Here is a 26,662-nt window from a genome sequence, read left to right as displayed (position 1 = left end):
CTTCGGGGCTATGCCTGAAAGCGAACACGGGAGACGGACATGACCAACGCGAAGATGACCGAACAGGTGCGGAACGGGCGGGGCTTCATTGCCGCGCTGGACCAGTCGGGCGGATCGACCCCCAAGGCGCTGAAACTCTACGGGATTTCCGAGAGCGAGTATACGGGCGAAGAGCAGATGTTCGACCTGATCCACGCGATGCGGGCGCGGATCATCAAGTCGCCCGCCTTCACCGGCGACAAGGTGGTGGGGGCGATCCTGTTCGAGCAGACGATGGACCGGACCATCGACGGTATCCCGACCGCGACCTACCTGTGGGAAAAGCGCGGCGTGGTGCCGTTCCTGAAGATCGACAAGGGGCTTGAGGCCGAGGCGGACGGGGTGCAGCTGATGAAGCCGATCCCGGGGCTGGATGCGCTGCTGGCGCGGGCGGCGAAGGCGGGGATCTACGGGACCAAGGAACGCTCTGTCATCAACGCGGCGAACCGGCAAGGGATCGCGGCCATCGTGGCGCAGCAGTTCGAGATTGGCCGCCAGGTCGCGGCGCATGGGCTGATGCCGATCCTGGAGCCCGAAGTGACAATCTCCATTGCCGACAAGGTGCAGGCTGAAGCGATCCTGCAGGAGGAAATCCTGAAGCATCTGGAAGGGCTTGAGGGCCAGGTGATGCTGAAGCTGTCGCTGCCGACGATCGCGGATTTCTACCAGCCGCTGGTGAAGCACCCGAAGGTGCTGAAGGTCGTGGCGCTGTCCGGCGGTCATTCCCGCGACGAGGCGAACAAGATCCTGGCGCAGAACCACGGGATCATCGCGAGCTTCAGCCGCGCGCTCTCCGAAGGGCTGTCGGCCAAGCAGACCGATGGCGAGTTCGACGCGGTGCTGAAGGGCGCGATCGACAACATCCACGCGGCGTCGATTACCTGAGGTTGTATCGGGGGCGCCCTGCCCCCGTTTCCGCTCAAGTCTTTGAGCAGGATGCATTTTCAGGATTCACAAGCGATTCGGGTTGTGGCATGGTGCATGCAGGCCCCCGGCAGAGGGGCTGGAGAAGGCACATGTCGGCAGTTCATTCGCAAAGAGGTTTCGGCGGCCTGGTCTACCTGGGCTTCGTCGCCAGCCTTGGGGTCTACTTCACTTTTGCCGCCGTGCAGGGCGATTACGGCATGTTCGCCCGGGTCGCGATCAACGCCGAGGCCGAGCAGCTGACCGCCGAGCGTGACAGGTTGCAGGCCGAACTGGCCGAAATGCAGAACCTGACGCATCGGCTGTCGGACGAATATCTGGACCTCGACCTTCTGGACCAGCAAACGCGCGACGTGCTGGGCTACATGCGCGCGGACGAGATCGCGATCCGCTGAGGGCCTTGCCCTTTTTCCCAGAGTTCCGGCTTGCGCTGAACGCATAGGTGGCATGTTGCCGCCTGGGCTGCGTCGCATGAGAATCTCTTTGACCCAATAAACACCGATGTTGTATTGATGGTTTAATACTAAACTATTTTCTGCAGCTGCACACTGGGAGGAGCCCGGATGGCCAAGAAGCCCGACGCGAGACCGAATGTCTCGAAGGAAGACCTGCTGAAGTATTACCGCGAGATGCTTCTGATCCGGCGGTTCGAGGAGAAGGCGGGGCAGCTTTACGGGATGGGTCTGATCGGGGGCTTCTGCCACCTGTACATCGGGCAGGAAGCGGTCGTCGTGGGTCTGGAAGCGGCCGCCAAGGAAGGCGACAAGCGCGTCACCAGCTACCGCGACCACGGGCATATGCTCGCCTGCGGGATGGACGCCAAGGGCGTTATGGCCGAGCTGACGGGCCGCATCGGGGGCTACTCCAAGGGCAAGGGCGGCTCGATGCACATGTTCTCGAAGGAGAAACATTTCTACGGCGGGCACGGGATTGTTGGCGCTCAGGTCCCTCTGGGGGCGGGTCTGGCCTTCGCGGACAAGTACCTGGGCAATGACAACGTGACCTTCACCTATTTCGGCGACGGCGCGGCGAACCAGGGGCAGGTCTATGAGACCTACAACATGGCGGAGCTCTGGTCGCTACCGGTGATCTTCGTGATCGAGAACAACCAGTATGCGATGGGGACCTCGGTCAAGCGGTCCACGAAGTCCACCACGCTGTTCGGGCGCGGTCTGGCCTATGGCATTCCGGGTGAGCAGGTCGACGGGATGGACGTACTGGCGGTGAAGGCCGCGGGCGAGAAGGCGGTGGCCCACTGCCGGGCGGGGAACGGGCCGTATATCCTGGAGATGATGACCTACCGCTACCGCGGGCACTCCATGTCCGACCCGGCCAAGTACCGGACGCGGGAGGAGGTCGAGAAGATCAAGACCGAGAAGGACTGCATCGAGCATGTCCGGGACCTGCTGACGCAGGGGGGGCTGGCTTCGGACGAGGAGCTGAAGGCCATCGACAAGGAGATCAAGGCGATCGTGAACGAGAGCGCCGAGTTCTCGAAGGAAAGCCCGGAGCCGCCGTTGAGCGAGCTTTGGACGGATATCACGGCGTAAGGGGGAATAGACATGGCAACCGAAGTTCTGATGCCCGCGCTGTCCCCGACGATGGAGGAAGGGACGCTGGCCAAGTGGCTGGTCAAGGAAGGCGACACGGTCAAGTCCGGCCAGATCATCGCCGAGATCGAGACCGACAAGGCGACGATGGAGTTCGAGGCGGTCGACGAGGGTGTGGTGGGCCGCATCCTGGTGGCCGAGGGCACGGGCGGCGTGAAGGTGAACACGCCCATCGCGGTGCTGGTCGAGGAGGGCGAGAGCGTCTCTGACGCGCCGAAGCCTGCGGCGGTAGCGGCGGTGGCTGCGGCGGCGGAAGTGCCGGCGACGGTGGCGGCGGCTCCGGTGCCTGCGGCCCCTGCCCCGCAGCCTGCCGAGGTGCGCGGCTGGCCGCATACCGACCTGCCGGAAGGCCCGACCAAGACGATGACGGTCCGCGAGGCGCTGCGCGAGGCGATGGCAGAGGAGATGCGCGCCGATCCGACGGTCTTCCTGATGGGGGAAGAGGTTGGGGAATACCAGGGGGCCTACAAGATATCTCAGGGCCTGCTGGACGAGTTCGGGGCGCGGCGGGTGGTCGATACGCCGATCACCGAGATGGGCTTTGCCGGGATCGGCGTGGGCGCGTCCTGGGGCGGGCTCAAACCGATCGTCGAGTTCATGACCTTCAACTTCTCGATGCAGGCCATCGACCACATCATCAACTCGGCCGCGAAGACGCTGTACATGTCGGGGGGGCAGATGGGCTCGCCCATGGTGTTCCGCGGCCCGAACGGGGCGGCGGCGCGGGTGGGCGCGCAGCACAGCCAGGACTTCGCGGCCTGGTATGCGGCGATCCCGGGGCTTAAGGTCTGCATGCCGTACTCGGCGGCGGATGCGAAGGGCTTGCTGAAGACGGCGATCCGCGATCCGAACCCAGTGGTGTTCCTGGAGAACGAGATCCTCTATGGGCGGTCGTTCGAGGTGCCCACGGCGGAGGATTTCACCATTCCGTTCGGGAAGGCGAGCATCCTGCGGCCGGGGACGGATGTGACCGTGGTGTCCTTCGGGATCGGCTGTTCGCATGCGCTCGCGGCGGCCGAGGAGCTGGCGAAGGAAGGGATCAGCGCCGAGGTCATCAACCTGCGGACGCTGCGGCCCATCGACTATGACACGGTGCTGGCTTCGGTGATGAAGACCAACCGCTGCGTCACGGTCGAGGAAGGCTTCCCGGTGGGGTCCATCGGCGACCATCTGGCTTCAACGATCATGCAGAAGGCGTTCGACTACCTGGATGCGCCGGTCGTGACCTGCACGGGCAAGGACGTGCCGATGCCCTATGCCGCGAACCTGGAAAAGTTCGCCCTGATCACGCCCGCCGAGGTCGTGACCGCTGTCAAATCCGTCTGCTATCGTTGAGGAGGGGAAAATGGCGACTGAAATCCTGATGCCGGCCCTGTCTCCGACGATGGAGGAGGGCACGCTGGCCAAGTGGCTGGTGAAGGAAGGCGATACGGTCAAGTCGGGCCAGATCCTGGCCGAGATCGAGACCGACAAGGCGACGATGGAGTTCGAGGCGGTCGACGAAGGTATCGTCGGGAAGCTGCTGATCGCGGAAGGCACGGCGGGGGTGAAGGTCAACACGCCCATCGCGGTGCTGCTGGAGGATGGCGAGGACGCTTCGGCTGCGGTTGCGAAGCCTGCAGCGGCTGCCTCCTCGTCCGCCTCCTCGGCTGTCGCCTCGTCGAGCGGCTCGTCGGCGGCCCCTGCCCCGGCGGCCCCTGCCCCGGCGGCAGCCCCGGTGGCGGCCTCGGGTGGCGCGCGGGTGTTCGCCTCGCCCCTGGCGCGGCGGATTGCCAAGGAGAAGGGGCTGGACCTTTCGGCCGTGAAGGGCAGTGGCCCACATGGGCGGATCGTGCGGGCGGATGTGGAAGGGGCGCAGCCGGGGGCGGTGAAGCCTGCGGCAGCTCCGGTGGCGGAGGCTCCGAAGGCGGCGGCCCCTGCCTCGGCGAAACCGGCTGCCGGAATGCCCACGGGCATGGCGGCGGAGACGGTGCTGAAGATGTATGCCGACCGGCCCTTCGAGGAAGTGGCGCTGGACGGGATGCGGCGCACCGTGGCGGCGCGTCTGACCGAGGCCAAGCAGACCATCCCGCACTTCTACCTGCGGCGCGATGTGAAGCTGGACGCGCTGATGGCCTTCCGCGAGACGCTGAACAAGCAGCTTGAGGGGCGCGGGGTGAAACTCAGCGTCAACGACTTCATCATCAAGGCCTGCGCGATGGCACTGCAGGCGGTGCCGGCGGCGAACACCGTCTGGGCGGGTGACCGGATGCTGCGGCTGAAGCCGTCGGACGTGGCGGTGGCCGTGGCGGTGGAGGGTGGCTTGTTCACTCCGGTCCTGCGCGATGCGGAGAAGAAGTCGCTGTCGGCGCTGTCGGCGGAGATGAAGGACCTCGCCACGCGGGCGAAGACCAAGAAGCTGGCGCCGCATGAGTATCAGGGCGGGTCCTTCGCGATTTCGAACCTTGGCATGATGGGGATCGAGAACTTCGACGCGGTGATCAACCCGCCGCATGGGTCGATCCTGGCCGTGGGTGCGGGGATCAAGAAACCGGTGGTCATGGCGGACGGGACCATCGGGGTCGCGACGGTCATGTCGATGACGCTGTCGGTGGATCACCGGGTGATCGACGGGGCCTTGGGGGCCGAGTTCCTGAAGGCCGTGATCGAGGCGCTGGAAAACCCGATGGTGATGCTGGCTTGACGCGTGGCAGTGGGGGTTTTGCACCCCCAAACCCCCGCAGGATGTTTGTGCAAAGATGAAAGGGGGCCGCAAGGTCCCCTTTTTTCTATCGCGCCTTGAGACGTTGGATCAGCGTCCACGAGCGGCGGGTCACGGTGGCAGCAGTGCCTGCAACAATGATCCAGAGGGTCACGGTAAGGGTCCAGTGGGTCGCGTAGAGGGCGGCGAGGACGGTACCTGCGGTGAGGACGGCCATGCGCTGCGGTTTGGCGAGGGGGCCGGAGAAATCAGGCGGGAAGCCCTCGGCTCGGCCAAGCTCGCGGATATAGGCGGTGGCGATGGCAAGCGCGGCGGCGAGGAGGCCAAGGTCGGGGCGGCCGACGGCGAGGCCTGCTCCAGCGAAGAAGAGGAGGTCTGAGACGCGGTCGGGGGCCTCGTTCCAGAAGGGGCCGTCCTTGGCGCCCTTGCCGCCCTCGATGGCGACCATGCCGTCGATCAGGTTGCAGACGAGGCGGGCTTGCAGGGTGGCGGCGGCGAGGAGGAGGGCGAGAAATTGCAGGAAGCCGCCGGTGGTGGAGAGCCAATAGAGAAGGAAGCCCAGGGCCGCAAAGCCCATCGAGGCCTGGGAGATCTGGTTGGGGGTGAAGCCTTTTGCGACGGCCCAGGAGGCCAGGCGTGCGGCCCAGGCGGAATTGCGCGAGGTGAGGGGGCGACGGTTTTCGTCGGTCATGTGGTGGACCAGACCCAGCGGGTGACGTGGAAGAAGATCGGGGCCGCAAAGATCACGCTGTCGAGCCGGTCAAGGAAGCCGCCGTGCCCTGCGATTAGGTGGCCCCAGTCCTTGATCCCCCGGTCACGCTTGATCGCCGACATGACGAGGCCTCCGAAGAAACCCATCAGCGTGATGAGGAGGCACATGCCGGCGGCCTGAAGCGGCGTGAAGGGGGTCATCCAGTAGAGCGCAGTGCCGATGGCGGTGGCACTGACGGTGCCGCCCACCAGACCCTCCCAGGTCTTCGAGGGCGAGAGGTTCGGGGCGACCTTGGTGCGGCCGAGGAGCTTGCCCCAGACGTATTGCAGGACATCTGACAGCTGCACGACGAAGATCAGGTAGGCGATCAGGATGACGTTCCGCCCCTCAAACCCGGGGATCTGGAGGTAGAGGAGAGCGGGCACGTGGCTCGCGCAATAGACGCAGATCATCAGCGCCCATTGGGTTTCCGAGACTCGGATCAGGAAGTCCTTGGTGGACCCCCGGAGCGCCGAGATGACCGGGAGAAGGAGGAAGGCGTAGACCGGGATGAAGATCGAATACATCCCGTACCAATCGGTCGCGAGGAACCAGTACTGGAGTGGCAGGAACAGGAAGAAGCAGGCCACAAGCGACCAGTGGTCGGCGCGGTTGTGGGTTGTGAGGGTGAGGAATTCGCGCAGGCCCGCGAAAGAGCAGAGCGCAAAGAGAAGCACGACACCGGGCTTGCCCGCGATGAAGGCAAGCGCCAGGCAGATCACCATCACCCACCAGGCATTGATGCGTGCGTTCAGGTTCTCGATGACCGGGTTCTCTCCCGCAGGCGAGAGGCGGGCCCGCAGGATCTCGCCCACGACCGAGGCAAGGACGAGGATGGCGCCGACGCCCGCGAGGAGCCAGAGAAGATGCGGAGTGGTCATGATGGCGCCTTCAAGGCGAGAAGCGCCTGCGTGGCGCGGGCGAGGAAGGCGTCCTTGGTCTCCTCGGGCTCGACGTGAAGGGGCGCGCCAAAGGTCAGGGTGCAGATCAACGGCACGGGTATGACTTCGCCCTTTGGCATCACGCGGTTGAGGTTGGCGATCCAGACCGGGACAAGGTCGACGCTGGGACGGGCCTTGGCAAGGTGGTAAAGGCCGGACTTGAAGGGGAGAAGGGGCGCCTCGGAACTGTTGCGCTGGCCTTCGGGGAAGATGATCAGCGAGGAACCCTCGTCGAGCGCGGCAACCATCTGCGCCACCGGGTCCTCGGTGCGCGCTTCAGGGCGCCGGTCGATGAGCACCGCGTTGAAGACCTCGCGTCCGATGAAGGCCCTAAGTGGCGACTTCAGCCAATAGTCCAGGGCAGCGACAGGGCGCGTCTGTCGGCGGAGCGGGGTTGGCAGCGCGGTCCAAAGAAGCACGAAGTCGCCATTCGAGGAATGGTTGGCGAAGTAGACGCGCTGCTTCGGCACCGGCTCGATTCCCTGCCAGATCGCGCGGGGGGCCGTCATGAAGCGGGCGAAGGTCGAAATGACTTGCCCGGTTACGCGGGCGGCAAACACACGAAGGGAGGGGATCATGCCAGGTCGGTCATTCCGCCTTGAGGATCTGGTCCATCGTCAGGGCCGGTTGCGCGCAGCCCGCCTTGCCCACGACACGGGCCGGAACACCTGCGACGGTGGTGTTGCGCGGGACATCCTCAAGCACGACCGAGCCGGCCGCGATGCGGGAGCACTGGCCCACCTGGATGTTGCCCAACACCTTTGCGCCTGCCCCGATAAGGACGCCGTCACCGATCTTCGGGTGCCGGTCGCCGTCCTCCTTGCCCGTACCGCCCAGGGTTACGGAATGGAGCATCGAAACGTTGTCGCCGACCACGGCGGTTTCGCCAATGACGATCGAATGGGCGTGGTCGATCATGATCCCCTTGCCCACACGGGCGGCGGGGTGGATGTCGACACCGAAGACCTCGGACACCCGCATCTGGACGAAATAGGCCATGTCGATCCGGCCCGCCTGCCAGAGCCAATGGCCGATGCGATAGGCCTGGACGGCCTGGTAGCCCTTGAAGAACAGAAGCGGTTGAAGGAAGCGGTGGCACGCGGGGTCGCGCTCGTAGACCGCCATGAGGTCCGAACGGGCCGCGGCCCCGATGGAGGGATCGCTGTCGTAGGCCTGGTCCGCGATTTCGCGAAGGATCTGCTCGCTCATTTCGCCCGAAGCGAGCTTCAGGGAAAACCGGTAGGCCAGTGCACGCTCAAGCGAGGAATGGTGCAGAAGACCGGAATGGATCAGGCCACCAAGCAGAGGCTCGTCCCGAATGGCGTCCACTGCTTCTTCGCAGACGCGACGCCAGACGGGATCGACGGCAGTGACTTTGGATCTGGTTTCGAGCATGACGAAGCCTCCGGTTGTGGACCTAGATACCACAACAGGATTGCGCGGCGACATGCAAATCTGTGGGGCCTGTCATCAATTCCCGAGATAAGACCAAAGTCCCACCAGGACCGCGCTTCGCGTTTAGCCAGGGACGTCGATCCTCCGAAACGGACCGGGTCCAAAAACGGACGACACCTGGGCGACTGCAATCTGGTACGGACCGGAAACCAGATCTCCCGCCTGCATGGCAGCCGAATACAGGAATTGCGGCTGGCTGACCGTGTACTCGGCTGCCACTGCAGAGCCTTGCTCCACGCGGACCAGATAGGTCTCGCTGGCTTCTGCAAGCGGCACCTCGACGGACTGCCAGGAATCGCCGTCGATCCGGGTGCGGCGCTTCCAGTCGACCTGAAGGTCAGCCCCCTCTCTTCGCTGACGCAGGTGGGCTACTGGATAGGGCCGAAGACCGATCCCATCGAAAGCCTCCGTCTTCTTCTGAACCTGGAGGTCATTGAAACCGCGCGCGGCAACCCCGATCCGGTAAAAGCGGTCAAGGCCGCGCGATGACAGCGGCAGGTCGAGCTGAATCAGGGCCAGGTCGATCAGGACCACAGTGCTCCCGATTGGCCAGGCCGCAGGCTGTATGCCGTCGGTGCCAAGCTGTCCACGAAGCCGGTTCGAAAGCTCGTAAGTGTCCGGTGCCACCAGCTGCGCGTCGGCGAACTGGAATACCTCCCAGTTCGCTCCGCTGCCATCACCGATGGCCATCGCGTTGGCTCCATTCAGCACAGCCAGCTCGCTCGCCGACGAGAGCTCCCCGCCCACGATCTTGACGCGCAGCGGGGCACCGCGATCCCAGACACCGGGACTGTGTCTTGGAAGAACAGACTCGGTGAAGCCGACCACCGCTGGGGCAGGAACCAGTCGGTTGAGTTCGTACCCAGCGTCCACGCTCGACGACCAGACTGCCACAGTCCCTGGCCATGGGTCGGCAGCGACCGCGACATGCGGGGCATGTGGCACTTCCGATCCGGTGATCAAGGGCAGGTCCAGAAGGATTGGCAGCACCGGCAGAGGAGGCACAAACGGCCGCACTGTGATCGTCTCGTCCACCCTGCCGGACGGAAGATAAATGCCCGGCTCTACCCGTACCGCTTCAAGAAGCTGCCCTTCGGCCTGCTCCACCCGATCCACGCGGTAGCGGCGACCTCCCAACGCAATGACATCGCCAGCCCCGATCGACAGCCGGGACTTCGGAAGACCGAAGCGGATGGTGTCGCGTGCGACGCGCGCTTCCGCCAGCCAGCGTTTCACGGCGGTCTGACCCTCGGTCCGGATCAGGGCCAGGGGCATGTCAGACTGGGAAACGCTCGGCGTATCTTCATCCGGGAAACGGGCTTCGACGGACCGAATTTCATAGCTTGACTGGGCGTCGACATAGTTCAGCCGAACCTGGCCCGCCGTTTCCGCTTCCGAGCTTCGGGTTGCTTCCAAGGTGCCGTCAAGATCGGGCAGGTCGGCAAGATCGTCGGTGCCCACCTCTGCCACGACCCGCGCATTGCGGCTGCGGAAGGAAAGTCGCCCCTCCCTTTCGAAGGCATCGAAACCGAAGGCCAGCATGAGCGGCTGCAGCGAGGATCGAGCGGTCGCGACCTCGACCTGCTGATATCCACGGACCAGTCCGTACAACGCGTCCTTTTCCACATCCTGGACACCTGCACGCTGGCAAACCTCGGCCACGACGCTCGAGAGAGGCTGGCTGGACACGCGACCGTTCAGCCAGTGACCGCGCGCATAATTTCCTCCGTCGGTCCAGACATCGGACTGCCCGGGAAACTCGGGAAAGGGCCGGCTGTCCCAGGCCCAGGCGTAGGCATGGTCAAGGTCGACCATCGGTGCGCCGTACAATGCCGAAACGGGGTTGTTTGCCCCCTCTCCCCAGAATTTCGCCGTAGCCAGCAGGTATTGCATCTGGATGAGATCGTCTCGCCGACCATTGGACCAGACCGGGATGGCGGACTCGGAGGATTTGACATCTACGAACTTGTTTGGCTGGTTCGTACCCTTGTCTATCGCCGGACAGCCATATTCGGTGAACCGGATGGGCTTTGATCCCGGGATCCAGGCCGTGGGAAGCGCAGCGCGAACTCCGTTGATCCGATTATGGTGAAGGTTCGACCACCACGACCGCAAGTCCTTGTACCGGAAAACCCAAGGTTCTCCGAAGGCGCCATCCGTGATCGGTAGACGCCGTTGCGCCTCTGCACCCTCGGGGCTGTCGTAGAACCAGTCAAATCCCTCGCCGCCCGCAAGATTATCCATCAGATAGCGGGTGTTGTAGATGGAACCATACGCAGCGTCCGCGTGGGTTTCCCCATCCCGCCAATCAGAGACCGGCATGTAATTATCGATGCCGACGAAATCGATTTCGTCATCGGCCCACAACGGGTCGAGATGGAAGTACACGTTTCCATCCGCGTGATAGCCGAAATACTCTGACCAGTCGGCGGCATAGCTGATCTTGACCTGCGGACCCAGAATTGACCGGACATCCGCCGCAAGCTGCCGCAGCGCTGCAACGGCAGGAAAGCTGTCTCCGGACCCGCGGATCTGCGTCAGGCCGCGCATCTCTGAGCTGATGCAGAAAGCATCCACCCCGCCGGCGACAGAGCACAGATGCGCGTAGTGCAGAATGAACCGGCGAAGGCTCCATTCATCCGGCCCGGAATAGCTGACGGTTTCTCCATTGACCGTGAAATGACTGGGCTGGGCAGTACCGAAAAACGCCGCAACTTCTGCCGCCGCTGCAGCGGTCCGGTCCGGCGTTCCCGGCCGTCCTGGCGCTTCCGACAAGGTGATCCTGCCCCGCCAGGGAAGTACGGGTTGCGTTGCCGCATCACTCCACGGATCTGGCAGAGTGTTTCCTGCCACCTGGTCCATCAGGATGAACGGGTAGAACATGACCTCCTTGCCCGCCGCCCGGATGGCGCGAATGGCCTCGACCACCGAGGCATCGGCAGGCGTGCCGCCGTAGATCGAGGCCCCGTCGACCTTGGGCACTTCAAGCGCTGCAGACCGCGAGATCCCGCCCGCGCGCCACGGCATTCCAACGCCGTCCAGATCCCGCTGCTCCACCTTCGGACGGATGGTGCAGTCAGAACAGCGCAGATCATCGCCAAACCACGAGACGACAAGCGAAACCGCCCCCGCGTTCGGCAGTTCCTGAGTCAGTTGATCCAGGCTTGTCGCGAAGTCTGTCTTGCCCGAGGGCGAATGAACGTTCGCCGACCGGTTTCGCCCGGGGGCTTCAGCATAATGGACAGGCGTCGTCGCAAGACCATACTCGCCCGTGCCCGGAATCAGGGCGACCCCGCGGACTGCACCACCAAGCGTGTCCATGGGACCAACCGCCGGACCCTGTGCCGGCCGCACCACTTCGAAGCTGAACTGCGGGACGCGGTTTCCATAGGCCGTCAGCTCCAGGTCCTCGATCACGACATAGGCCAGGCCTCGGTATGCCGGCGCCCTGCCCCCGCCTTCCACTGCTTCGATCAAGGGGTCGGGAAGCTGGGTTTCGTTTCCGGGATAGAACCGCAGGTTGAGGTCAAGCGCCGAAATCTCATTCCCATCGGCCCAGATCCGTCCGATCCGCAGAACTTCGCCTTCGCAAAGCGCTATCGCCAGGCTGACCGAGTAGCTGTATTCGTTGACAGTGGGCTTCGGGGCGCCTTTGCCGGTCCGCCGCCGCCGAACGGTTTCGGTGAATTGCGTCGCCCAGATGACCTGGCCGCCGACGCGCATCCGGCCCCAGATCTGACCGATGGCCGAGCCTTCACCCGCCCCAGTCAGCCGAAGCCGGTCGATGCGGCCCACATCCACCGGCTCCGAACCCGCTCCAAGCACCCGCTGGTCGATCGCCCTGCCAAGCGTCGCGCCGATCGCCCGACCGATTACGGCCCCCGACAGGCCCAGCACTGTGCCGCCAAAACCGGCACCAATCGCCGCGCCGGCGGCGGACAGAAGCAGAGTGGCCATCACTTGGTTCCTTCTGGAAATGCGAATCGTGCCGCGATCCGGCGTTGCCAGGGCTGGGAAAGTGAACTCTCCAGCACACCGTGGCCGGTATAGGCGTGGATGAACTTCGGATGCGCGCCGATCTCGGATTGCAGCCCGAGATGCTTGGCGATGGATCTCTCATGCATTCTGAACAGCAGGACGTCGCCGGTTTCGGCTTTCTCCAACGGCTTTCGGACAAGCCAGCGACTGGCGGCTTCGAAAAGCACTTCGCGGCGGTCGGGCTCTGCCCAATCGGGGGTGTAGGCAGGCACGGCTTCAGGTTCATCCCCATAGAGCGCCCGCCACACACCCCGCAGCAGTCCCAGACAGTCCGTCCCCGCACCGCGGGTGCTTGCCTGGTGAATGTAGGGCGTGCCGATCCAGCACCGCGCTTCTGCCATGACGCGCTCTCCGACGGTCATTCGTCGCTCCCGCCCACCCGCCGTGCGCCACCGTTCGGCCGATCCGGAACCGGATACGACGCCAGCCAGTCCTCGCCCGGGATATGGGGAAAACCGCGGAAATTGAGGAAGTTCAGAAACTTGGTGCGGCATGTGCTGGGTCGCTTGTCGCAACCCGCCTGGATGCGGATACTGTCCCCGGCAGCGATGGGCGCGCCGATCGACTGCCACAGCTCGACATTCCGACCGCCCGAATCGATGCGGTCGCTCTTGACCACTCCGACCAATCCGGCGGCGGCGCCGGAAACCACTTCCAGCCGTCCTTCTTCGAACCAGCGGTCAGCGAAACCAGGCAGTTCGGGCAACCTGAAGACCCGCCCATCCTCCACCCCGGCGGTCACCTGGATGGCGGAATAGCCGGGCTGTGCAAGATTGAACCGGCAGCGCTGATCACCAAGCACGGCAGTGCAGCGAGATGTGTAGGCCCTGCCCTGCGGACGGTTCAGAAGCTCGGAAATCCCGCGCAGCTCGGCACGAAAGCTGCCATCAACGCGCGTGATGTCACCAAGGCTTCCGCGGAACTGCTCAATGTGGTCATCCGGCGATTGCCAGTTGAGAAGATAGACGCGGACCTCGGCCCCGTCGAAACGTCCTGCCGCGAGGTCTGCCTCGGTGATGGAGGCCGCCGTCAGCGCTCCGAAGGCCTCGGTGTTATCGACCGAAAGCCCTGTCGTCTGTTGCAGCGCCCTGGCCGTCATGCCGCTATCGGCCCGGCAAGCAACGCCTGCCACGACAAGGTCCTGGTCGTGATCGGTGAAGCCCAGGGTCACCCCATCCCGGCGGTGTACCGTCCAGGCGCGGCAGACGGTGGTCGCGCCGGTCTCCAGATGCGCGAGCAGCGCTTCCTTCGTCATAGCCGGATCTCCACAACCGGAACCGTCGGAACGTCACCCGCCTGGAACGACGCCACCGATGTCTGGATGCTGTCGGTATCGAACCGCACCGGAACGTCGAACTCGAACCCCGCCGTCACGCGTGTCCCCAGGTCCGGTGGCAGGGCGAAGATGATTTCCCCGGTTTCCGTGTTCACGCTGAATTCCACGCCCTCGACCTTCTTGTCACCGGCGATGGCGACCAGGACGGTGCCGAGGACCGGCTTGCGGATCGGCCGCGTATAGCTCTGCAGGCCGGAGACGTAGGTCTTCTGCAACTGGAAGACCGTCGTCACGCCATCGCCTGTTCCGATGAGCTGGTCCTCTGGACCGGGCGTGGAAAGCGGCGCGCAGGACTTGTGGTCGGACCAGTCCTTCCAGCGGAACCCGTGCAACTGCCCCGCCCGGGCTTCAAAGAAGGCGATCAGCGTTTCGACATCGTTCAGCGACCGAAGCCCCACTCCGGCGTCGTAGCGGCGGCGGGAATGAATCCAGGGCGTGTTGCGCTCTTCAAAACCGTTCGTCAGAGTGACGATCTCGGTCCGGCGTTCCGGTCCACCGACCGAGCCGAAGCTCAGGTTTGCCGGGAAGCGTATCTCGTGAAAGGCCATCTGTCGGTCCTCAGCGATTGCGTTGCCCGCGCGAAAGTGCGCGGCTCACCTGGGCGGCAACCTGGCTCTGGCTGCGCTGGAAGCCCTGAACGTCCGGCGTGGTGATATTCATCACCACGTTCACCGCCCTGCCCCCGGCGGCCTGAACCCCCAGCCTGCCGTCCGGACCCCGGGTCAGAGGCATGATCGCTTCCGGGCCTGCCTCGCCCATCAAGCCCATCCCGCCCCGCATCGGGAAACCGGTGGGCGACGACACAACGCCGCCCTTGGCAAAGGGCATCACCCGGCCCTGGCTGAAGGCGCCACCGTTGGCGAAGGGCATCCCGGCCCCCATGACGCCGGCCACCCCCTGTGCCAGCAACCCGCCCAGCGCCCCGGTCACCGGCTTGATGGCGATCGAGTAGACGGAATCGACGATGGTATTCGCGACCGTCTTCAGCGCGTCGTTCAGCTTCATCCCGTCGAAGATCAGTCCGTCGAAAGCCTTGCGCAGGCCCCCGCTGATCCCGTTGGACAGCGTGTTCACCTCGCGGCCGGTAAAGATCATCGTCTCCCGCATCCGCGCCAGCTCGCCGTCAAAGCTCGCCACCATCGACACCGAAGAGCCCAGCTGCGCCTCAAGCGCCTGGAGCTGCTCCTGCATCGTCCCGATATCCGCCATCGCGCTCGTCCTTCCTCACATCCGGGAATGCCGCAGCCAGTTCCGCCAGCCGCGCGCGTGTCAGGGGCGGGACCAATCCCTCCCGCCCCAGCATGATCCGCAACTCCACCGGCGTCAGACGCCAGAAGACCGCAGGTTCAAGGCCCAGCCCGTGCAGGCCCGCCTGCAGCAGCCCGCGCCAGTCGATCCCGCTCATTTCTCCTCCGGCAGGGCGAAGGCTCGCGCCAGAAGCTCGGCGGCCGCCCGCGCCGCCTCGACCGGCCCGCCGCCGATCTCGACCCGCAGTAGATCCGCGGCCGTGCCTTGCCATCCGCCACCCCGCAGCCCCGCCACGATCAGCGCGAGGACGTCGCGAGTGGAAAAGCGCCGCTCCTCGAAGCGTTGCACCAGGTCCAAAAGCGAACCCGCCTCCAGCGCCTCTTCCAGCTCGGCCAACGCTCCCAAGGTCAGCTTCGCCACGTGGCGCTGGCCATCCAGGATGATCGCGACTTCGCCTGCCCAGGGGTTCGCCATGTCAAAGCGCCGTGAAGGTCAGGGCGCCCGCCGAGGCCATGGCCATCTCGTAGGTCGCCTCGTCGTTGTGGCTGCCGGAATATTCGATCGAGGTGATCTGGAACGGGCCTTCGATCACGCCGAAGCTCGGGATCACCACCTGGAAATCGGGGATCTCGCCGTTGAAGAACACCTGTCGCGCGCGCTCGTCGGTATTCTCGTCCCGAAACACGCCCGAGCCCGAGATCGAGGCCGACTTCACACCCGCCCCCGCCAGAAGCTCGCGCCAGCCGCCCTGGCTTTCCAGGCTGGTGACGTCCACCGATTCCGTGTTGAAGCTGATCCGCGTGGCGCGCAGCCCCGCGATGGTGACGAACTGGCCGTCCCCCGTCTGGTCGATCTTGATCAGCAGATCCTTGCCGCTTTGCACAGCCATGTTCGCTCTCCGTTAGATGGTTTCAGGGGGCCTCAGAGTTGAACCCGCGCCCGGAAGGTCAGGTCGATCCGCCGCGTCTCGCCCTCTTCGATCCGCCGGGCGCTGGCCCGCAGAAAGAAGAGGTTCACCAGAGCTCCGCGGCTTAAGCTGAGTGGCGCGCCGATCAGTGCGTCCGAGATGTCGGCGGCGATGGTCTTGATCGACAGGAAGCCCGTCGCATCGGTGATGACGCTGATCACCATCTGATGCTCGGCCCCCGCGCCCGACTTGTCGGACTGGTCGCGCGCCTCCTCGGGACCTATCAGGACAAACGTGCCGGTCACGTTCGGGGGAACGGCGTCATAGATCGCCACGCCGGTCAGGGCAGGCCAGGTCGACAGTCGCTGAAAGACCGCCGTCTGCAGGGCGGGTGCTGCACTGTAGCTCATTTCGGCACCTCCTCGCGGGCGAAACAGGTCAGGTAGCGGCCGAACTGGTCGCGCTCAGTGACCGCCTGGATCCAGAACAGTCGCGTCCCCTCGCGGAACCGCTGCCCGGCCTTCGGACGGGAGGGAGAGCCGACGGGCGTTCCCCGCACCGTGATCCGGTAGGGCACAGCCGACAGCATCCGTTCCTCACCCAGCGTGTCACTGCCGGACCCCGGCAGCACCTCCGCCCAAAGCGTCCCCAACGTCGTCCAGGCCGAGGTGAAGCCGCCCGCGCCATCCGGCGTCCGCACGACGCCCTCCAGCACCAGCGCCCGGTTCAGGTGAGGGGCGTTCATTTCTTGCCCCCGCCCAGGATTCGGACCGTCCGCCAGCGCTCGATCAGGGTCACGACCCCGAACGGTAACCCAGCCGCCTGCGCGCCATCGTCATGCCGGTGCTCATAGTATTCGCCCGCCAGCAGCAGCACGGATTGCCGCAGGTCCACGGGGATATCGGTCCAGGCCGGGCCGAAACCGGCGTCGAACACCACCTTCGCCAGTCCCTCGCTCGGGATCGTCGGCAGCGCAGTCCCCTTCCCTGCCAGCCGGGGCCGGTGCAGGTCCTTCACCAGCCGATAGGTGGCCGGAGCCACGACGACTTCTCCCCCCGCCGCATCGACCAGCGTCAGGCTCACCACTTGGGACACCGGCGATACCGGCAGGGCCTGCTCGTCCTCGCGCCAGCACTCCAGCACCCACAGGAACCGGCGCTGGAACAGCATCTTGCCGATCCGCCCCTCGATGGCCGCCAGGGCCGCGCGAAGGTAGGTCTCGATCAGCCCGTCCTGCAGCCCGTCGTCGGCAAAGCCCGAGCCCATCCGCAGATGGTCCTTCATCTCTTCCACCGGAAGCGCCGCCGACGGCACCGGGGTTTCTTCGGTCAACATCATGGTCAGATCTCCGCCAGCGGCCGGGTCGTTGCATTGGGCAAATGCGGCCCGGCCCCCCTTGGGGACCGGGCCAAAGGCTCACGACACCGCGACGCGAAGCAGCTTGATCGCCGCGAAGTCGGTGATGTCGCCGCCGACGCGCTTGTTCGCGTAGAACAGGACGTTCGGCTTGGCCGAGAACGGGTCGCGCAGGATCCGCAGGTCCGGGCGTTCCGCGATGGTGTAGGCGGCGCGGAAATCACCGAAGGCGATGGCAAAGGCGTTGGCCGCGATGTCGGGCATGTCTTCCGACACCAGCACCGGATAGCCCATCAGCCGCGAGGGCTCACCCGCCGCCAGGCCGTCCGACCACAGGAAGCGGCCGTCCGCGTCCTTCATCTTGCGCACCGCGCCCACGGTCTTCGAGTTCATCACGAAGGTCGCGTTGGCCCGGTAGTCCGCGCCCAGCGCATAGACCAGGTTGACGATGCAGTCAGCCGGGTTGGTGGTGGCGAAGTCCGCCGCAGCGCCGGTGGGCACATAGCCGATGTTGCCCCAGGTCCAGGAGGCGTTGGCCACCTTGGTCGGCAAAAGGATGCCCTTGGGCTTGTCCACGCCGTCACCGTTGATGAAGGCGGCAGCCTCGGCGCGGATGAAGCGGGTGGCGATCTTCTCGGCCAGCCAGCCTTCCACGTCGAAGGCGCTGTCATCCAGCAGGCGCTGCGAGGCCTTGGGCATCGCCGCCAGCTCGTGCAGCTTGATCGAGATGCGCTCGATGATCGGGGTCGCGGTCTCGGTGGTGGCTGCCGTCTCGGTGGCCCAGCCCGAGCCGACCTCGGACCGGTCGACGATCACGTCGAACGAGCTCGCCTCGACCTGCACGACGTTGGCGATGGACCGCAGCGACGAGGTCGACAGGAGGAGCGACTGGATGCGCTCCGCCGTCTGCGGGTCTACCAGATAGCCACCGTCGGCGGCCACGGCGGTCGACATCGCCTTGCCTTCCAGGGTCAGGCCACGCAGGCCGTCATCGTCGCCGGTCCGCAGATAGGCGTTGAACGCCTTCTGATGCGGGGCCTCGACCTCCGCACGGGCCGAAAGCGCCGGGCGGCCATAGGACATCGTCTTTGCGTTCAGCATGGTCAGTCGCTCTTCCTGATGTTTCAGCGTGGATTTCACTTCGTCCTGAAAGCGGTTGAACTCCGTCAGGAACCCGGTCATGGCCGCCTTCGCCTCGGCAGCCGGAGTCTGGGCGGGGGACAGACCTTCCCCGGCCCGAGCCTTCGTCTCGGTCATCTCGTCATCCTTCTCTTCAGTTGGGACGCCGCGCTATCGCCCGGCCAGACTGCGGCGCGCGTCCTCGAAGACCGCCGCCATGTCGCGCCAGTCGTCGTCCAGGGCATCCGCCTTGGCCGCGACCCGCGCCTCGGGAAGCATCGGGAAGGTCACCAGCGACACCTCCCAAAGCTCCAGCTCCGACAAGAGCCGCTTGCCCTTGCCGTCACGTTCCGCCTTGACCGTGCGATAACCGATGGACAACCCGTCGATCGCCCCCGCCTGGACCAGCGCCGCCACCTCGCGGCCCTTCTCCACCTCGGTCAGGATGCGCCCCTTGACCCACAGGCCCGTGGCATCCTCGCGCACCTCGTCCCAGACGCCGATGGGCTGGCCCGGATCGTGCTGCCACAGCATCTTGACCCGGCCGCCCCGCGCGGAAAGCCGCTTCAGGCTGGCCGCATAGGCGCCCTTCTGCACGATGTCGCCGCCCTGGTCGGTCTTGCCGAACAGCGAGGCGTAGCCCTCGACCACATGGCCCTCCGAAACCACCAGCCCCGCCTCGGCCTGCTGGAACTTCCGCTCCGGTGCTCCGTATTCCGTCATCGCCTCACCTCATCGCTGCCTGGATGACCGTCTCGGCCATCTGCGCCAACAGGAACGCCGCCACACCGTAGACGCCGACCCAGATCCTCTTCTCCAGCCGCTCCAGCGTGGCCTCGATCAGCCCCAGCCGGTATTCCAGCCCCGCCCAGCGCTCTTCGGCGACGCGTTCGTTCGCCTCGATCCGCGCCGCGGCCGCATCGAAGCTCTCGTAGACGAAGCGCGAGCCGCCCTCGGCCCGCCGCGCCGTCATTCTTCCTCCGACAGTTTCGGCAGACCCAGCAGCATCCGCTTCTCCGCCACCGTCAGGAAGTCCGAGGCCCCGACCCGCGCCCAAAGCTGGTCCCGCTCTGCCGCCAGCGCCGGCACCTGGTCGAGGTCAGGCTTCAGCTCCACCGCCTCGCCCGCGAACCGCGACAGCCAGTGCGCCAGGTCCGCCATGACCTTCGTCGCCAGGGGCAGCACCGTCAGCCGGTAGAAGGCCCGGTTCGCCTCCTGGTAATTCGAATAGGTCGCATCCCCCGGGATCCCCAGCAGCATCGGCGGCACGCCGAAGGCAATCGCGATCTCCCGCGCCGCGGCTTCCTTGGTCTTCTGGAACTCCATGTCGCTGGGCGAGAACCCCATCGGTTTCCAGTCGAGCCCGCCCTCCAGCAGCATCGGCCGCCCGGCATTCCGCGCGCCCTGATGATGCGCCTCCATCTCGCTCACCAGCCGCTCATACTGGTCCGAGCTCAACGAAGCCGCCCCATCGGCGCCCTTGTAGACAATCGCCCCTGAAGGCCGCGCCGCGTTGTCCAGAAGGGCCTTCGACCAAGAGGACGCCGAGTTATGCACGTCCACCGCGACCGCCGCTGCCTGCATCGGCGAGAACCCATAGTGATCATCCTGCGGGTGGAAGGTCTTCAGGTGGCAGATAGGGCTCATCTCCCCCGTCACATCATACCGATGCGTCCGCCCGCTGACCGTGTAGTCATAAGCCACCGGCCAGCCATCCGCGCCCGGCACCAGGTTCATCCGATCCGACCGCAGAACGTGCAGCTCGCCCGGCATCGCCGAGATACCGGGCACCGCCTCGACATAGGCGTTCCCGGCCAGAAGCAGATAGCCATAGACCGCCTCCAGGAACTCCGCCCGCCCCTGCGCCCCGTTGGGACGCGAGATCAGGTCCATCACCGGATGCGTGTCGAACCGCTGCTCCGTCGTCTGGCAGACCAGCGGCAGCGCCGCCGCCGCCTCGGCGATCAGCCGCACCACGCGGAAGCCGACCGGGTTACCCTGGAACCCCGTCCGGGTCAGGCTTGCGGTATCCCGAGGGCTCCAGGCCACGCGGCCCGCATTGCCCCAGGTGATCACCCGACCCACGGCGCTTGCCTTGCGTTCCGGAACCGCCTCGACCGGCGCCTTCCGCAGAAAATCGAACATCTCGTGCTCCTTCATGCCCCCGGGACGTGCCCGACTGACCCGGGCTGCCTGATGCGCCCGGCCATATGACCCGCGAATTCCCTAGATCCCCTAAAGCGACCGAACGCTGGGTCGGCCGCCATGCAACGGGGCCAGCATCAGGTCGGTCAGTGCCCAGACCAGCGCATCCAGCCGGTCGGGCGAGCCCGCCCCCTGCCAGCCCACCGCCGTCATCTTGCCCATCTGCTCTTCCAGCGCACCCAGGCCCCGCAGATGCTTGACCCGCCCCTGCTCGTACAAGGCCGCCACCGGCTCGGCCCGCAGCATCTTGGACCGGGTCGCATGGACACCGCGATAAGGCACCAGCGGGTCGATCATCCTGACCAGCCGCTCGACCAAGTCACCGCCCTGGTTCACCTCGGCCACCAGCCGGTCCGCCCCGTGCCGCTCCATCGCCGCCAGCGCCGCCCGCGCCCAGCCCTCGGGCGTGGCCCCCTTGACGCTGGCATCTTCCAGCACCACCGCGCGCCAATCCTTCGGCTCCCCGCGTGTATCGGCGCCCACGACGATGATCCCGCACTCGTCACTCGACTTCATCGACGTGACCGGAGGGTCCACTGCCACCACCACCCGATTGACCACCGGCACCTCGTCCACCCGCGCCGCTTCCAGCATCTGGTGAGTCCACAAGGCCCCATCCGCCTCCTCGATCAGCACGCCCTCAAGCTCCTGCCGGCCGAACTTGGTCCCGCCATAGCGCGCCTGCACCTCGGCCAGGAAGCTTTCCGCCAGATAGGCCCGGTTCGCCTCGGTCGGCGCATGAGTAATGACGCTGGACGGGTTCTTCAGGATCGCCTTCAAGACCCCCACGTTGCGCGGGGTTGTCGTCACCACCGCCTGCGGGTTCTTCCCCAGCCGCAGCGCGAACTGCAGCTGATCCCAGGCCTCCCCACCCTTCTTCCACTTGCCCAGCTCATCCGCCCAGGCCGCATCGAACTGCGGTCCCCGCATCGCCTCGGGCTCATGTGCCGAGAAGACCTGAGCCATTGCCCCGTTCGGCCACAAAAGCTGGTTTTTCGACGCAAACCACTCCGGCTTCCGGTCCGGCGGCGAGCAGGCGATGATCCCGCTCTCCCCCAGCACCATCACGTCGCGCACCTGGTCCACCGTCTCGCCGACCAGCGCCACCCGCTTGCACTTGCCCGGATCCGCCGGCCCTGCGCCCTCGACCTGGGCGCGCACCCATTCCGACCCGGCGCGAGTCTTGCCCGCGCCGCGCCCGCCCATGATGACCCAGGTCTTCCAGGCCCCCCTCGGCGGCAACTGGTGCGGCAGCGCCCAGAAATCGAACACCCAGGGCAGCGCCAGCAACGCATTCTGGCTCAGCCCGCCCAGAAACTCATCCACCTCCTCCGGCGTTGCGGAGGCAAGCCAGGCGGCGCCCGATTTCAGCTCGGGCACTTTCAAGGTCGAGTGCCCCGCCGGCTCCGACGTGGCCGGCGATCTGCTTGCGGAGTTGGTCAACTTTTCCCCTTTCCCGCAGCACATGCTGCGCCGTCTCGCGAAGGTCGCGGATCGCTGCCTGAGCGGCCTTGACCTCGCTGAATTCCCCGGCCTTCAGCGCATTCATCGTCCGCTCAAGCTCGATGACCGCTTCCTCGTAGAGCCTCTCCGTGACCCCCAGGACGCTTTCTGGTTCGGCCCCGTCCCCCGTGAACCTCACTGTCATGTGGTCCCGTCACCCCTCATGCTGCCCCCGCACGAGAGAAATGAAAAAGCGGCCTGCGGGGAGGCACCCCGGGCCGCTTCGACACTTCTTCTAGCATGCCACGATGTCTACATCAGACCGCGCGGCGAGTCAAGCCAAAACAAAATCGAATCAAAGGGTTGACCGGTCGCACCGGTAACCAGCCGTTAACCTTCACTCGCCCTGGACGCCACCTTCCTGCGCCGCACCCTGCTCTGCCTCGATCTGCCGCCAGCGGGCGACGTTCTCGTTGTGCTCGTCCAGGGTCTCGGCAAAGGCATGGCCGCCGGTGCCATCGGCGACGAAGAACAGGTAGTCCGTCGTGTCCGGGTTGACCGCAGCGCGGATCGCCTCTGCCCCCGGGTTCGCGATGGGGGTGGGCGGCAAGCCGTCGATCACGTAGGTGTTATAGGGCGTCTCGCGGCGCAGCTCGCTCTGCCGCAGGCCACGGCCCAGCACGCCCTCGCCCTTGGTGATGCCGTAGATCACCGTCGGGTCCGTCTGCAGTCGCATCCCCTGGTTCATCCGGTTCACGAAAACGCTCGCCACCCGCCCGCGCTCCTCCGCGATGGCGGTTTCCTTCTCGATGATCGAGGCCATGATCAGCGCCTCTTCCGGCGTGTCATAGGGCAGCCCCTCGGCCCGGTTCGCCCAGGCCTCCGCCAGCACCGCCGCCTGCCGCTCGGTCATCTCGGCGATGATCGCCCCGCGCTCGGTCCCGCGCTCGACCTCGTAGCCACCCGGCGCCAGCGAGCCCTCGGGCGGCACCGTCTCCAGCGCGCCTTGCAGGAAGTCCGCCTTCTTCAGCGCATCGACCACCTGCCAACTCGTGACGCCCTCGGCCACGGTAATCCGCAGTACCAGAGAGGGGTCGTCCGACACTTCCAGATATTCCGGCGGAAGCGGGTCCACTCCCGCATCGAACCGCGACACCTCGGTATAGCTGTTGCTGGCCAGGTCGAGCTCGCTCAGCACGACGTCGGCCTTCGTCACCCCGATACGGAAGTTCAGGTCGCGCCCGCAGGTCGACCGGCCCGAGGCGGTGATCGCCTCCAGCACCTGGGCCATGCTGGCATTCGCAGGGACCATGTAACTGCCGAACTTCAGATCGTCCGCCCGGTCCGAATACTCGGCCCCGATGCGGAAGATACGCGCATCCGTGATCGCGCCCCGTTCCTCAAGGTTCCGGCTCACCGCGGAAAGGCTCGCCCCCCGCTCGACTTCCAGGCAGATGGCTTCCGCCAGCGGCCCGGGCTGCACGAAGGCGTTCCGCCCCCAGGCCACAAGCCCCGCCATCGCGACCAGGATCACGATGAACAGTGTCAGAGCGTTCGAGGCGACAGACCGCCACATCCCCTAGCGCACCTTGCCAAGGATCAGCGAGGCGTTGGTCCCCCCGAAGCCGAAGCTGTTCGACAGCGCCACGTCGATCTTGCGCTTCACCGCCTTGTTGGGCGCGAGGTCGAGCTTCGGCGTCACCGCCGGGTTGTCCAGGTTGATCGTCGGCGGAGCGACCTGATCCCGGATCGCCAGCACGCAGAAGATCGCCTCCACCGCGCCCGCGGCCCCCAGAAGGTGGCCGATCGACGACTTGGTCGAGGACATGGTGGCCTTCGCCGCATGATCCCCCAGCAGCCGCTCCACCGCCCCAAGCTCGATGGTGTCCGCCATCGTCGAGGTCCCGTGCGCGTTGATGTAATCGATGTCCGACGCCTGCAGACCCGCCCGCTTCAGCGCCGCCGACATCGACCGGAACCCGCCATCCCCGTCCTCGGACGGCGCGGTGATGTGGTAGGCGTCACCCGACAGCCCGTAGCCCAGCACCTCGCAATAGATCTTCGCGCCGCGGGCCTTGGCGTGTTCATATTCTTCCAGAACGACGATCCCCGCGCCCTCGCCCATCACGAACCCGTCGCGGTCGGCGTCATAGGGGCGGGATGCCTTTTGCGGCTCGTCCGCCCGCTTCGTCGACAGGGCCTTGCAGGCGTTGAACCCGGCGATCCCGATCTCGCTGATCGGACTCTCCGCCCCGCCTGCGACCATCACGTCGGCATCGCCCCACTGGATCAGCCGCGCAGCATCCCCGATGGCATGGGCGCCGGTCGAGCAGGCCGTCACCACCGCATGGTTCGGCCCCTTGAAGCCGAACCGGATGGAAACCTGCCCCGAGACAAGATTGATCAGCGCGCCAGGGATGAAGAAGGGAGAGACCCGCTTCGGCCCCTTCTCCTTGATCAGCACCGCCGTCTCGGCGATGGAGTTCAGCCCGCCGATGCCCGAGCCGATCATCACCCCGGTCCGCAGCTTCTCTTCTTCCGAGGGGTTCTCCCACCCGGCGTCCTTCACGGCCTGCACGGCGGCAGCCATCCCGTAGATGATGAAGTCGTCGACCTTCCGCTGCTCTTTCGGCTCCATCCAGTCGTCTGGGTTGAAGGTCCCATCCGAGCCGTCGCCCATCGGGATCTCGCAGGCGTACTGGGTCACGACGTTCGAGGTGTCGAACTTGGTGATCGTCCCCGCGCCCGATTGACCGGCGATCAGGCGGCTCCAGGTCTCTTCCACCCCAGAGGCCAGGGGGGTGACCATTCCAAGACCGGTGACGACGACGCGACGCATGCTCTTCCTCCAGGACCCAGGCTTTTCAGGGTGATACACGGCCCCCCAAGGGCGCGCAACCTTGGGGCACGGGGATCGGCGGGGGCAAGGCATGTCCACGCAGGACAAGCAGCCGGCCGTCAGGAAAATCAGGCACTTAAAGGGCAGGATTCATGCGGTCTTAACCCTGTCTCCACGGCAGCAGCCGCACCGCCTGCCCTCCCGCAGCCGCCGGGTCTAATGCCGCGTCCCAGGCGACCACCTTCAGCCGGGGCCACAGACCCACCCACCGGGCAACCTTGGCCTCATAGATGTCGCGGGTGATCAGCCGCTTGTTGGGTCGCACCACCCCCGCAAGCAGATCCTCCAGACCCCGGCCGGATCCGGGGCGCAGACCGATTGTCGTGGCGGTCGTGGGAAAGGTGTCAATCGCATCCGCAACCGACCGGTACGGCGGGATCGCGAAGCCGAACTTCGCCTCGTACCACAGATGCACCCGCGCCTCGTTCTTGACGTCCAGCCACGCTCCAAGACCTGGAAACTGGCGGTGCAGGCGGCTGGCATGGTCTTGCTCGGATGCCGCCGAAAGATCGTCCGGATCGAAGTAGACCAGGTCTATGTCCGAAATTCCATTCTGCGCTGGCAATCCAAATCGATGATTCCAGACGGTCTGGGCAAGGCAGCCCGCGACAAGCCAGCAGTCCCGCAAATGAAGACTGCCCCAGTTGTCCCAGATCGCACGGATGGCAGGGTTGGCCAGGACAATCCCGACAAGCTCATTCGGCGTTGCAGCGGTCACATCACCCCTGCCGCGCCACGATGCCCATGACGGCCGCCAGAAGCTGCGCCGCGACGGCGGCCCCCTGCCCGTCAATGTCCCGCTCGGGCATGAACTCCACCATGTCGAAGCCCACGATCCGCGCCTTTTCCGCCACGCCCGCGATCAGCTCCAGCACCTGCCAGTAGCCAAGTCCCCCCGCCGTCCGGCCGATCACCGCCGGCATCAACGAGGGGTCCAGCGCATCGAGGTCGAGGCACACGATCACCTCGGCGCCCTCGGCAATCATGTCCAACGCGCGCGTGATCCCGAAACGCGCCACCTCGCCCGCCGGGACGAAGCCCACGCCCCAGGCCTCGGCATCCGCCACGTCCTGCAGCCGGGCGCTGCCGATGCCGCGCTGGCCGACCTGGATGATTGCATCCACGTGGTCCATCTCGGAGGCCCGCCGCATGGTCGAGGACAGGCCCAGCCGTTCGCCCTGCACCTCATCGCGCCAGTCGATATGCGCGTCGATCTGCAGGATCGTGTAGCCCTTCCCCCGCGCCCCGTATGCCTCCAGCATCGGGATCGGCAGGCTGTCATCGCCGCCGATCAGCATCGGCACCCCGCCCCGGTCCAGCACCTGGCTCACCGCCCCGAAGATGCGCGCCCGGTTGCCCGCCGGGTCATTCAGGTCCTGCGGCAGGTCGCCTGCGTCCACCGCCGAGACGCCGCCCGGAAAGACCGGCCCGCCCAAGTCGAAGTTCATGTGGTGCAGGTTCGCCGCATAGACCGCCCCCGCCGCCCGGATCGCCGCCGGACCGCCCGCGCAGTAGAAACCCACGCTTGTGTACGGTGTGCACCCGTCCGCCCCGATCAACGCCATCTTCGCCGACAGCCGCGACAGGTCCCGGGTCCGTGGGATACCCATGAAGGTCTCCACGCCGGACGCGCCGAACATGGTGCCAAGAGCCGAGTTGCCGGTCATGCGGGCCTCCTGTTGCGACCCTC

The 26,662-nt window shown here is 65.8% G+C and carries 30 protein-coding genes; 5 read left to right on the top strand and 25 right to left on the bottom strand.

Annotated elements, in window-relative coordinates; all coding sequences use genetic code 11:
* Nucleotides 1-39 precede the first annotated feature (39 nt).
* From ACE3Q6_RS11270 to ACE3Q6_RS11250, 5 genes are all read left to right on the top strand, one after another.
* The gene (locus tag ACE3Q6_RS11270) at nucleotides 40-924 is read left to right on the top strand and encodes a fructose bisphosphate aldolase (protein ID WP_374432334.1); all 885 of its coding nucleotides are present in this window, start codon (nucleotides 40-42) and stop codon (nucleotides 922-924) included.
* A 131-nt stretch (nucleotides 925-1,055) separates the two neighbouring features.
* Complete coding sequence (locus ACE3Q6_RS11265; protein ID WP_374432333.1) at nucleotides 1,056-1,358, top strand: septum formation initiator family protein; 303 nt, start codon at nucleotides 1,056-1,058, stop codon at nucleotides 1,356-1,358.
* 168 nt (nucleotides 1,359-1,526) lie between these two features.
* Nucleotides 1,527-2,513, top strand: a complete 987-nt coding sequence (gene pdhA, locus ACE3Q6_RS11260; RefSeq protein ID WP_374432332.1) for a pyruvate dehydrogenase (acetyl-transferring) E1 component subunit alpha — start codon at nucleotides 1,527-1,529, stop codon at nucleotides 2,511-2,513.
* A gap of 12 nt (nucleotides 2,514-2,525) precedes the next feature.
* Nucleotides 2,526-3,908, top strand: coding sequence for a pyruvate dehydrogenase complex E1 component subunit beta (locus ACE3Q6_RS11255; RefSeq protein WP_374432331.1), 1,383 nt, complete (start codon nucleotides 2,526-2,528; stop codon nucleotides 3,906-3,908).
* A gap of 10 nt (nucleotides 3,909-3,918) precedes the next feature.
* A complete protein-coding gene (locus tag ACE3Q6_RS11250) occupies nucleotides 3,919-5,256 on the top strand; it encodes a pyruvate dehydrogenase complex dihydrolipoamide acetyltransferase (protein WP_374432330.1) in 1,338 nt (445 codons plus the stop codon).
* Nucleotides 5,257-5,341: 85 nt separating this feature from the next.
* Here ACE3Q6_RS11250 and ACE3Q6_RS11245 read toward each other — a convergent pair whose 3' ends face one another.
* From ACE3Q6_RS11245 to ACE3Q6_RS11125, 25 genes are all read right to left on the bottom strand, one after another.
* A complete protein-coding gene (locus ACE3Q6_RS11245) occupies nucleotides 5,342-5,965 on the bottom strand; it encodes a CDP-alcohol phosphatidyltransferase family protein (protein ID WP_374432329.1) in 624 nt (207 codons plus the stop codon).
* Entirely contained in the window at nucleotides 5,962-6,906 is a 945-nt protein-coding gene (locus ACE3Q6_RS11240; protein ID WP_374432328.1) for a phosphatidate cytidylyltransferase, read from the bottom strand. Before ACE3Q6_RS11240 ends, ACE3Q6_RS11245 begins: the two co-directional genes overlap by 4 nt.
* Nucleotides 6,903-7,544 carry a lysophospholipid acyltransferase family protein gene (locus ACE3Q6_RS11235; RefSeq protein ID WP_374432327.1) on the bottom strand — a complete coding sequence of 214 codons (642 nt, stop codon included), beginning with the start codon at nucleotides 7,542-7,544 and terminating at the stop codon, nucleotides 6,903-6,905. Before ACE3Q6_RS11235 ends, ACE3Q6_RS11240 begins: the two co-directional genes overlap by 4 nt.
* Before the next feature lie 10 nt (nucleotides 7,545-7,554).
* Complete coding sequence (gene cysE / locus ACE3Q6_RS11230; RefSeq protein ID WP_374432326.1) at nucleotides 7,555-8,361, bottom strand: serine O-acetyltransferase; 807 nt, start codon at nucleotides 8,359-8,361, stop codon at nucleotides 7,555-7,557.
* Between the two features lie 123 nt (nucleotides 8,362-8,484).
* Nucleotides 8,485-12,378, bottom strand: coding sequence for a glycoside hydrolase TIM-barrel-like domain-containing protein (locus ACE3Q6_RS11225; protein ID WP_374432325.1), 3,894 nt, complete (start codon nucleotides 12,376-12,378; stop codon nucleotides 8,485-8,487).
* The gene (locus tag ACE3Q6_RS11220) at nucleotides 12,378-12,821 is read right to left on the bottom strand and encodes an NlpC/P60 family protein (protein WP_374432324.1); all 444 of its coding nucleotides are present in this window, start codon (nucleotides 12,819-12,821) and stop codon (nucleotides 12,378-12,380) included. The genes ACE3Q6_RS11225 and ACE3Q6_RS11220 overlap by 1 nt, the downstream gene beginning before the upstream one ends.
* Nucleotides 12,818-13,714: a DUF2163 domain-containing protein gene (locus ACE3Q6_RS11215; protein WP_374432323.1), complete on the bottom strand. Its 897-nt coding sequence runs from the start codon at nucleotides 13,712-13,714 to the stop codon at nucleotides 12,818-12,820. The genes ACE3Q6_RS11220 and ACE3Q6_RS11215 overlap by 4 nt, the downstream gene beginning before the upstream one ends.
* A complete protein-coding gene (locus ACE3Q6_RS11210; protein WP_374432322.1) occupies nucleotides 13,711-14,343 on the bottom strand; it encodes a TIGR02217 family protein in 633 nt (210 codons plus the stop codon). Before ACE3Q6_RS11210 ends, ACE3Q6_RS11215 begins: the two co-directional genes overlap by 4 nt.
* A gap of 10 nt (nucleotides 14,344-14,353) precedes the next feature.
* The gene (locus ACE3Q6_RS11205) at nucleotides 14,354-15,004 is read right to left on the bottom strand and encodes a phage tail tape measure protein (protein ID WP_374432321.1); all 651 of its coding nucleotides are present in this window, start codon (nucleotides 15,002-15,004) and stop codon (nucleotides 14,354-14,356) included.
* The gene (locus ACE3Q6_RS11200) at nucleotides 14,961-15,200 is read right to left on the bottom strand and encodes a rcc01693 family protein (protein WP_374432320.1); all 240 of its coding nucleotides are present in this window, start codon (nucleotides 15,198-15,200) and stop codon (nucleotides 14,961-14,963) included. Before ACE3Q6_RS11200 ends, ACE3Q6_RS11205 begins: the two co-directional genes overlap by 44 nt.
* On the bottom strand, nucleotides 15,197-15,517 hold the full coding sequence (locus tag ACE3Q6_RS11195) for a gene transfer agent family protein (RefSeq protein ID WP_374432319.1): 321 nt from the start codon (nucleotides 15,515-15,517) through the stop codon (nucleotides 15,197-15,199). The genes ACE3Q6_RS11200 and ACE3Q6_RS11195 overlap by 4 nt, the downstream gene beginning before the upstream one ends.
* A 1-nt stretch (nucleotide 15,518) precedes the next feature.
* Complete coding sequence (locus ACE3Q6_RS11190; protein ID WP_374432318.1) at nucleotides 15,519-15,932, bottom strand: phage major tail protein, TP901-1 family; 414 nt, start codon at nucleotides 15,930-15,932, stop codon at nucleotides 15,519-15,521.
* Nucleotides 15,933-15,964: 32 nt separating this feature from the next.
* Entirely contained in the window at nucleotides 15,965-16,360 is a 396-nt protein-coding gene (locus ACE3Q6_RS11185) for a DUF3168 domain-containing protein (protein WP_374432317.1), read from the bottom strand.
* Nucleotides 16,357-16,695: a head-tail adaptor protein gene (locus ACE3Q6_RS11180; protein ID WP_374432316.1), complete on the bottom strand. Its 339-nt coding sequence runs from the start codon at nucleotides 16,693-16,695 to the stop codon at nucleotides 16,357-16,359. Before ACE3Q6_RS11180 ends, ACE3Q6_RS11185 begins: the two co-directional genes overlap by 4 nt.
* Nucleotides 16,692-17,288, bottom strand: coding sequence for a hypothetical protein (locus ACE3Q6_RS11175; RefSeq protein ID WP_374432315.1), 597 nt, complete (start codon nucleotides 17,286-17,288; stop codon nucleotides 16,692-16,694). Before ACE3Q6_RS11175 ends, ACE3Q6_RS11180 begins: the two co-directional genes overlap by 4 nt.
* A gap of 78 nt (nucleotides 17,289-17,366) precedes the next feature.
* Nucleotides 17,367-18,563, bottom strand: a complete 1,197-nt coding sequence (locus ACE3Q6_RS11170) for a phage major capsid protein (protein WP_374432314.1) — start codon at nucleotides 18,561-18,563, stop codon at nucleotides 17,367-17,369.
* A gap of 33 nt (nucleotides 18,564-18,596) precedes the next feature.
* Nucleotides 18,597-19,148 (bottom strand): HK97 family phage prohead protease, encoded by a 552-nt coding sequence (locus tag ACE3Q6_RS11165; protein WP_374432313.1) that lies wholly within the window; start codon nucleotides 19,146-19,148, stop codon nucleotides 18,597-18,599.
* A gap of 4 nt (nucleotides 19,149-19,152) precedes the next feature.
* The gene (locus ACE3Q6_RS11160) at nucleotides 19,153-19,398 is read right to left on the bottom strand and encodes a hypothetical protein (RefSeq protein WP_374432312.1); all 246 of its coding nucleotides are present in this window, start codon (nucleotides 19,396-19,398) and stop codon (nucleotides 19,153-19,155) included.
* A complete protein-coding gene (locus ACE3Q6_RS11155) occupies nucleotides 19,395-20,570 on the bottom strand; it encodes a phage portal protein (protein WP_374432311.1) in 1,176 nt (391 codons plus the stop codon). The genes ACE3Q6_RS11160 and ACE3Q6_RS11155 overlap by 4 nt, the downstream gene beginning before the upstream one ends.
* A gap of 90 nt (nucleotides 20,571-20,660) precedes the next feature.
* On the bottom strand, nucleotides 20,661-22,001 hold the full coding sequence (locus tag ACE3Q6_RS11150) for a DNA-packaging protein (protein ID WP_374432427.1): 1,341 nt from the start codon (nucleotides 21,999-22,001) through the stop codon (nucleotides 20,661-20,663).
* Nucleotides 21,949-22,278 carry a hypothetical protein gene (locus ACE3Q6_RS11145; RefSeq protein WP_374432310.1) on the bottom strand — a complete coding sequence of 110 codons (330 nt, stop codon included), beginning with the start codon at nucleotides 22,276-22,278 and terminating at the stop codon, nucleotides 21,949-21,951. Before ACE3Q6_RS11145 ends, ACE3Q6_RS11150 begins: the two co-directional genes overlap by 53 nt.
* A gap of 192 nt (nucleotides 22,279-22,470) precedes the next feature.
* A complete protein-coding gene (gene mltG, locus ACE3Q6_RS11140; RefSeq protein ID WP_374432309.1) occupies nucleotides 22,471-23,649 on the bottom strand; it encodes an endolytic transglycosylase MltG in 1,179 nt (392 codons plus the stop codon).
* 3 nt (nucleotides 23,650-23,652) lie between these two features.
* Nucleotides 23,653-24,912: a beta-ketoacyl-ACP synthase II gene (fabF, locus tag ACE3Q6_RS11135; RefSeq protein WP_374432308.1), complete on the bottom strand. Its 1,260-nt coding sequence runs from the start codon at nucleotides 24,910-24,912 to the stop codon at nucleotides 23,653-23,655.
* Between the two features lie 160 nt (nucleotides 24,913-25,072).
* On the bottom strand, nucleotides 25,073-25,690 hold the full coding sequence (locus tag ACE3Q6_RS11130) for a nucleotidyltransferase family protein (RefSeq protein ID WP_374432307.1): 618 nt from the start codon (nucleotides 25,688-25,690) through the stop codon (nucleotides 25,073-25,075).
* Nucleotide 25,691: 1 nt separating this feature from the next.
* Nucleotides 25,692-26,639 carry an arginase family protein gene (locus ACE3Q6_RS11125; protein WP_374432306.1) on the bottom strand — a complete coding sequence of 316 codons (948 nt, stop codon included), beginning with the start codon at nucleotides 26,637-26,639 and terminating at the stop codon, nucleotides 25,692-25,694.
* Nucleotides 26,640-26,662: the final 23 nt, after the last annotated feature.

The organism is Tabrizicola sp. (genome assembly GCF_041913445.1).
Lineage (GTDB): Bacteria > Pseudomonadota > Alphaproteobacteria > Rhodobacterales > Rhodobacteraceae > Tabrizicola.
The sequence above is the reverse complement of the archived record's forward strand: the minus strand, read 5'-3'. Positions and strand labels throughout refer to the sequence as shown.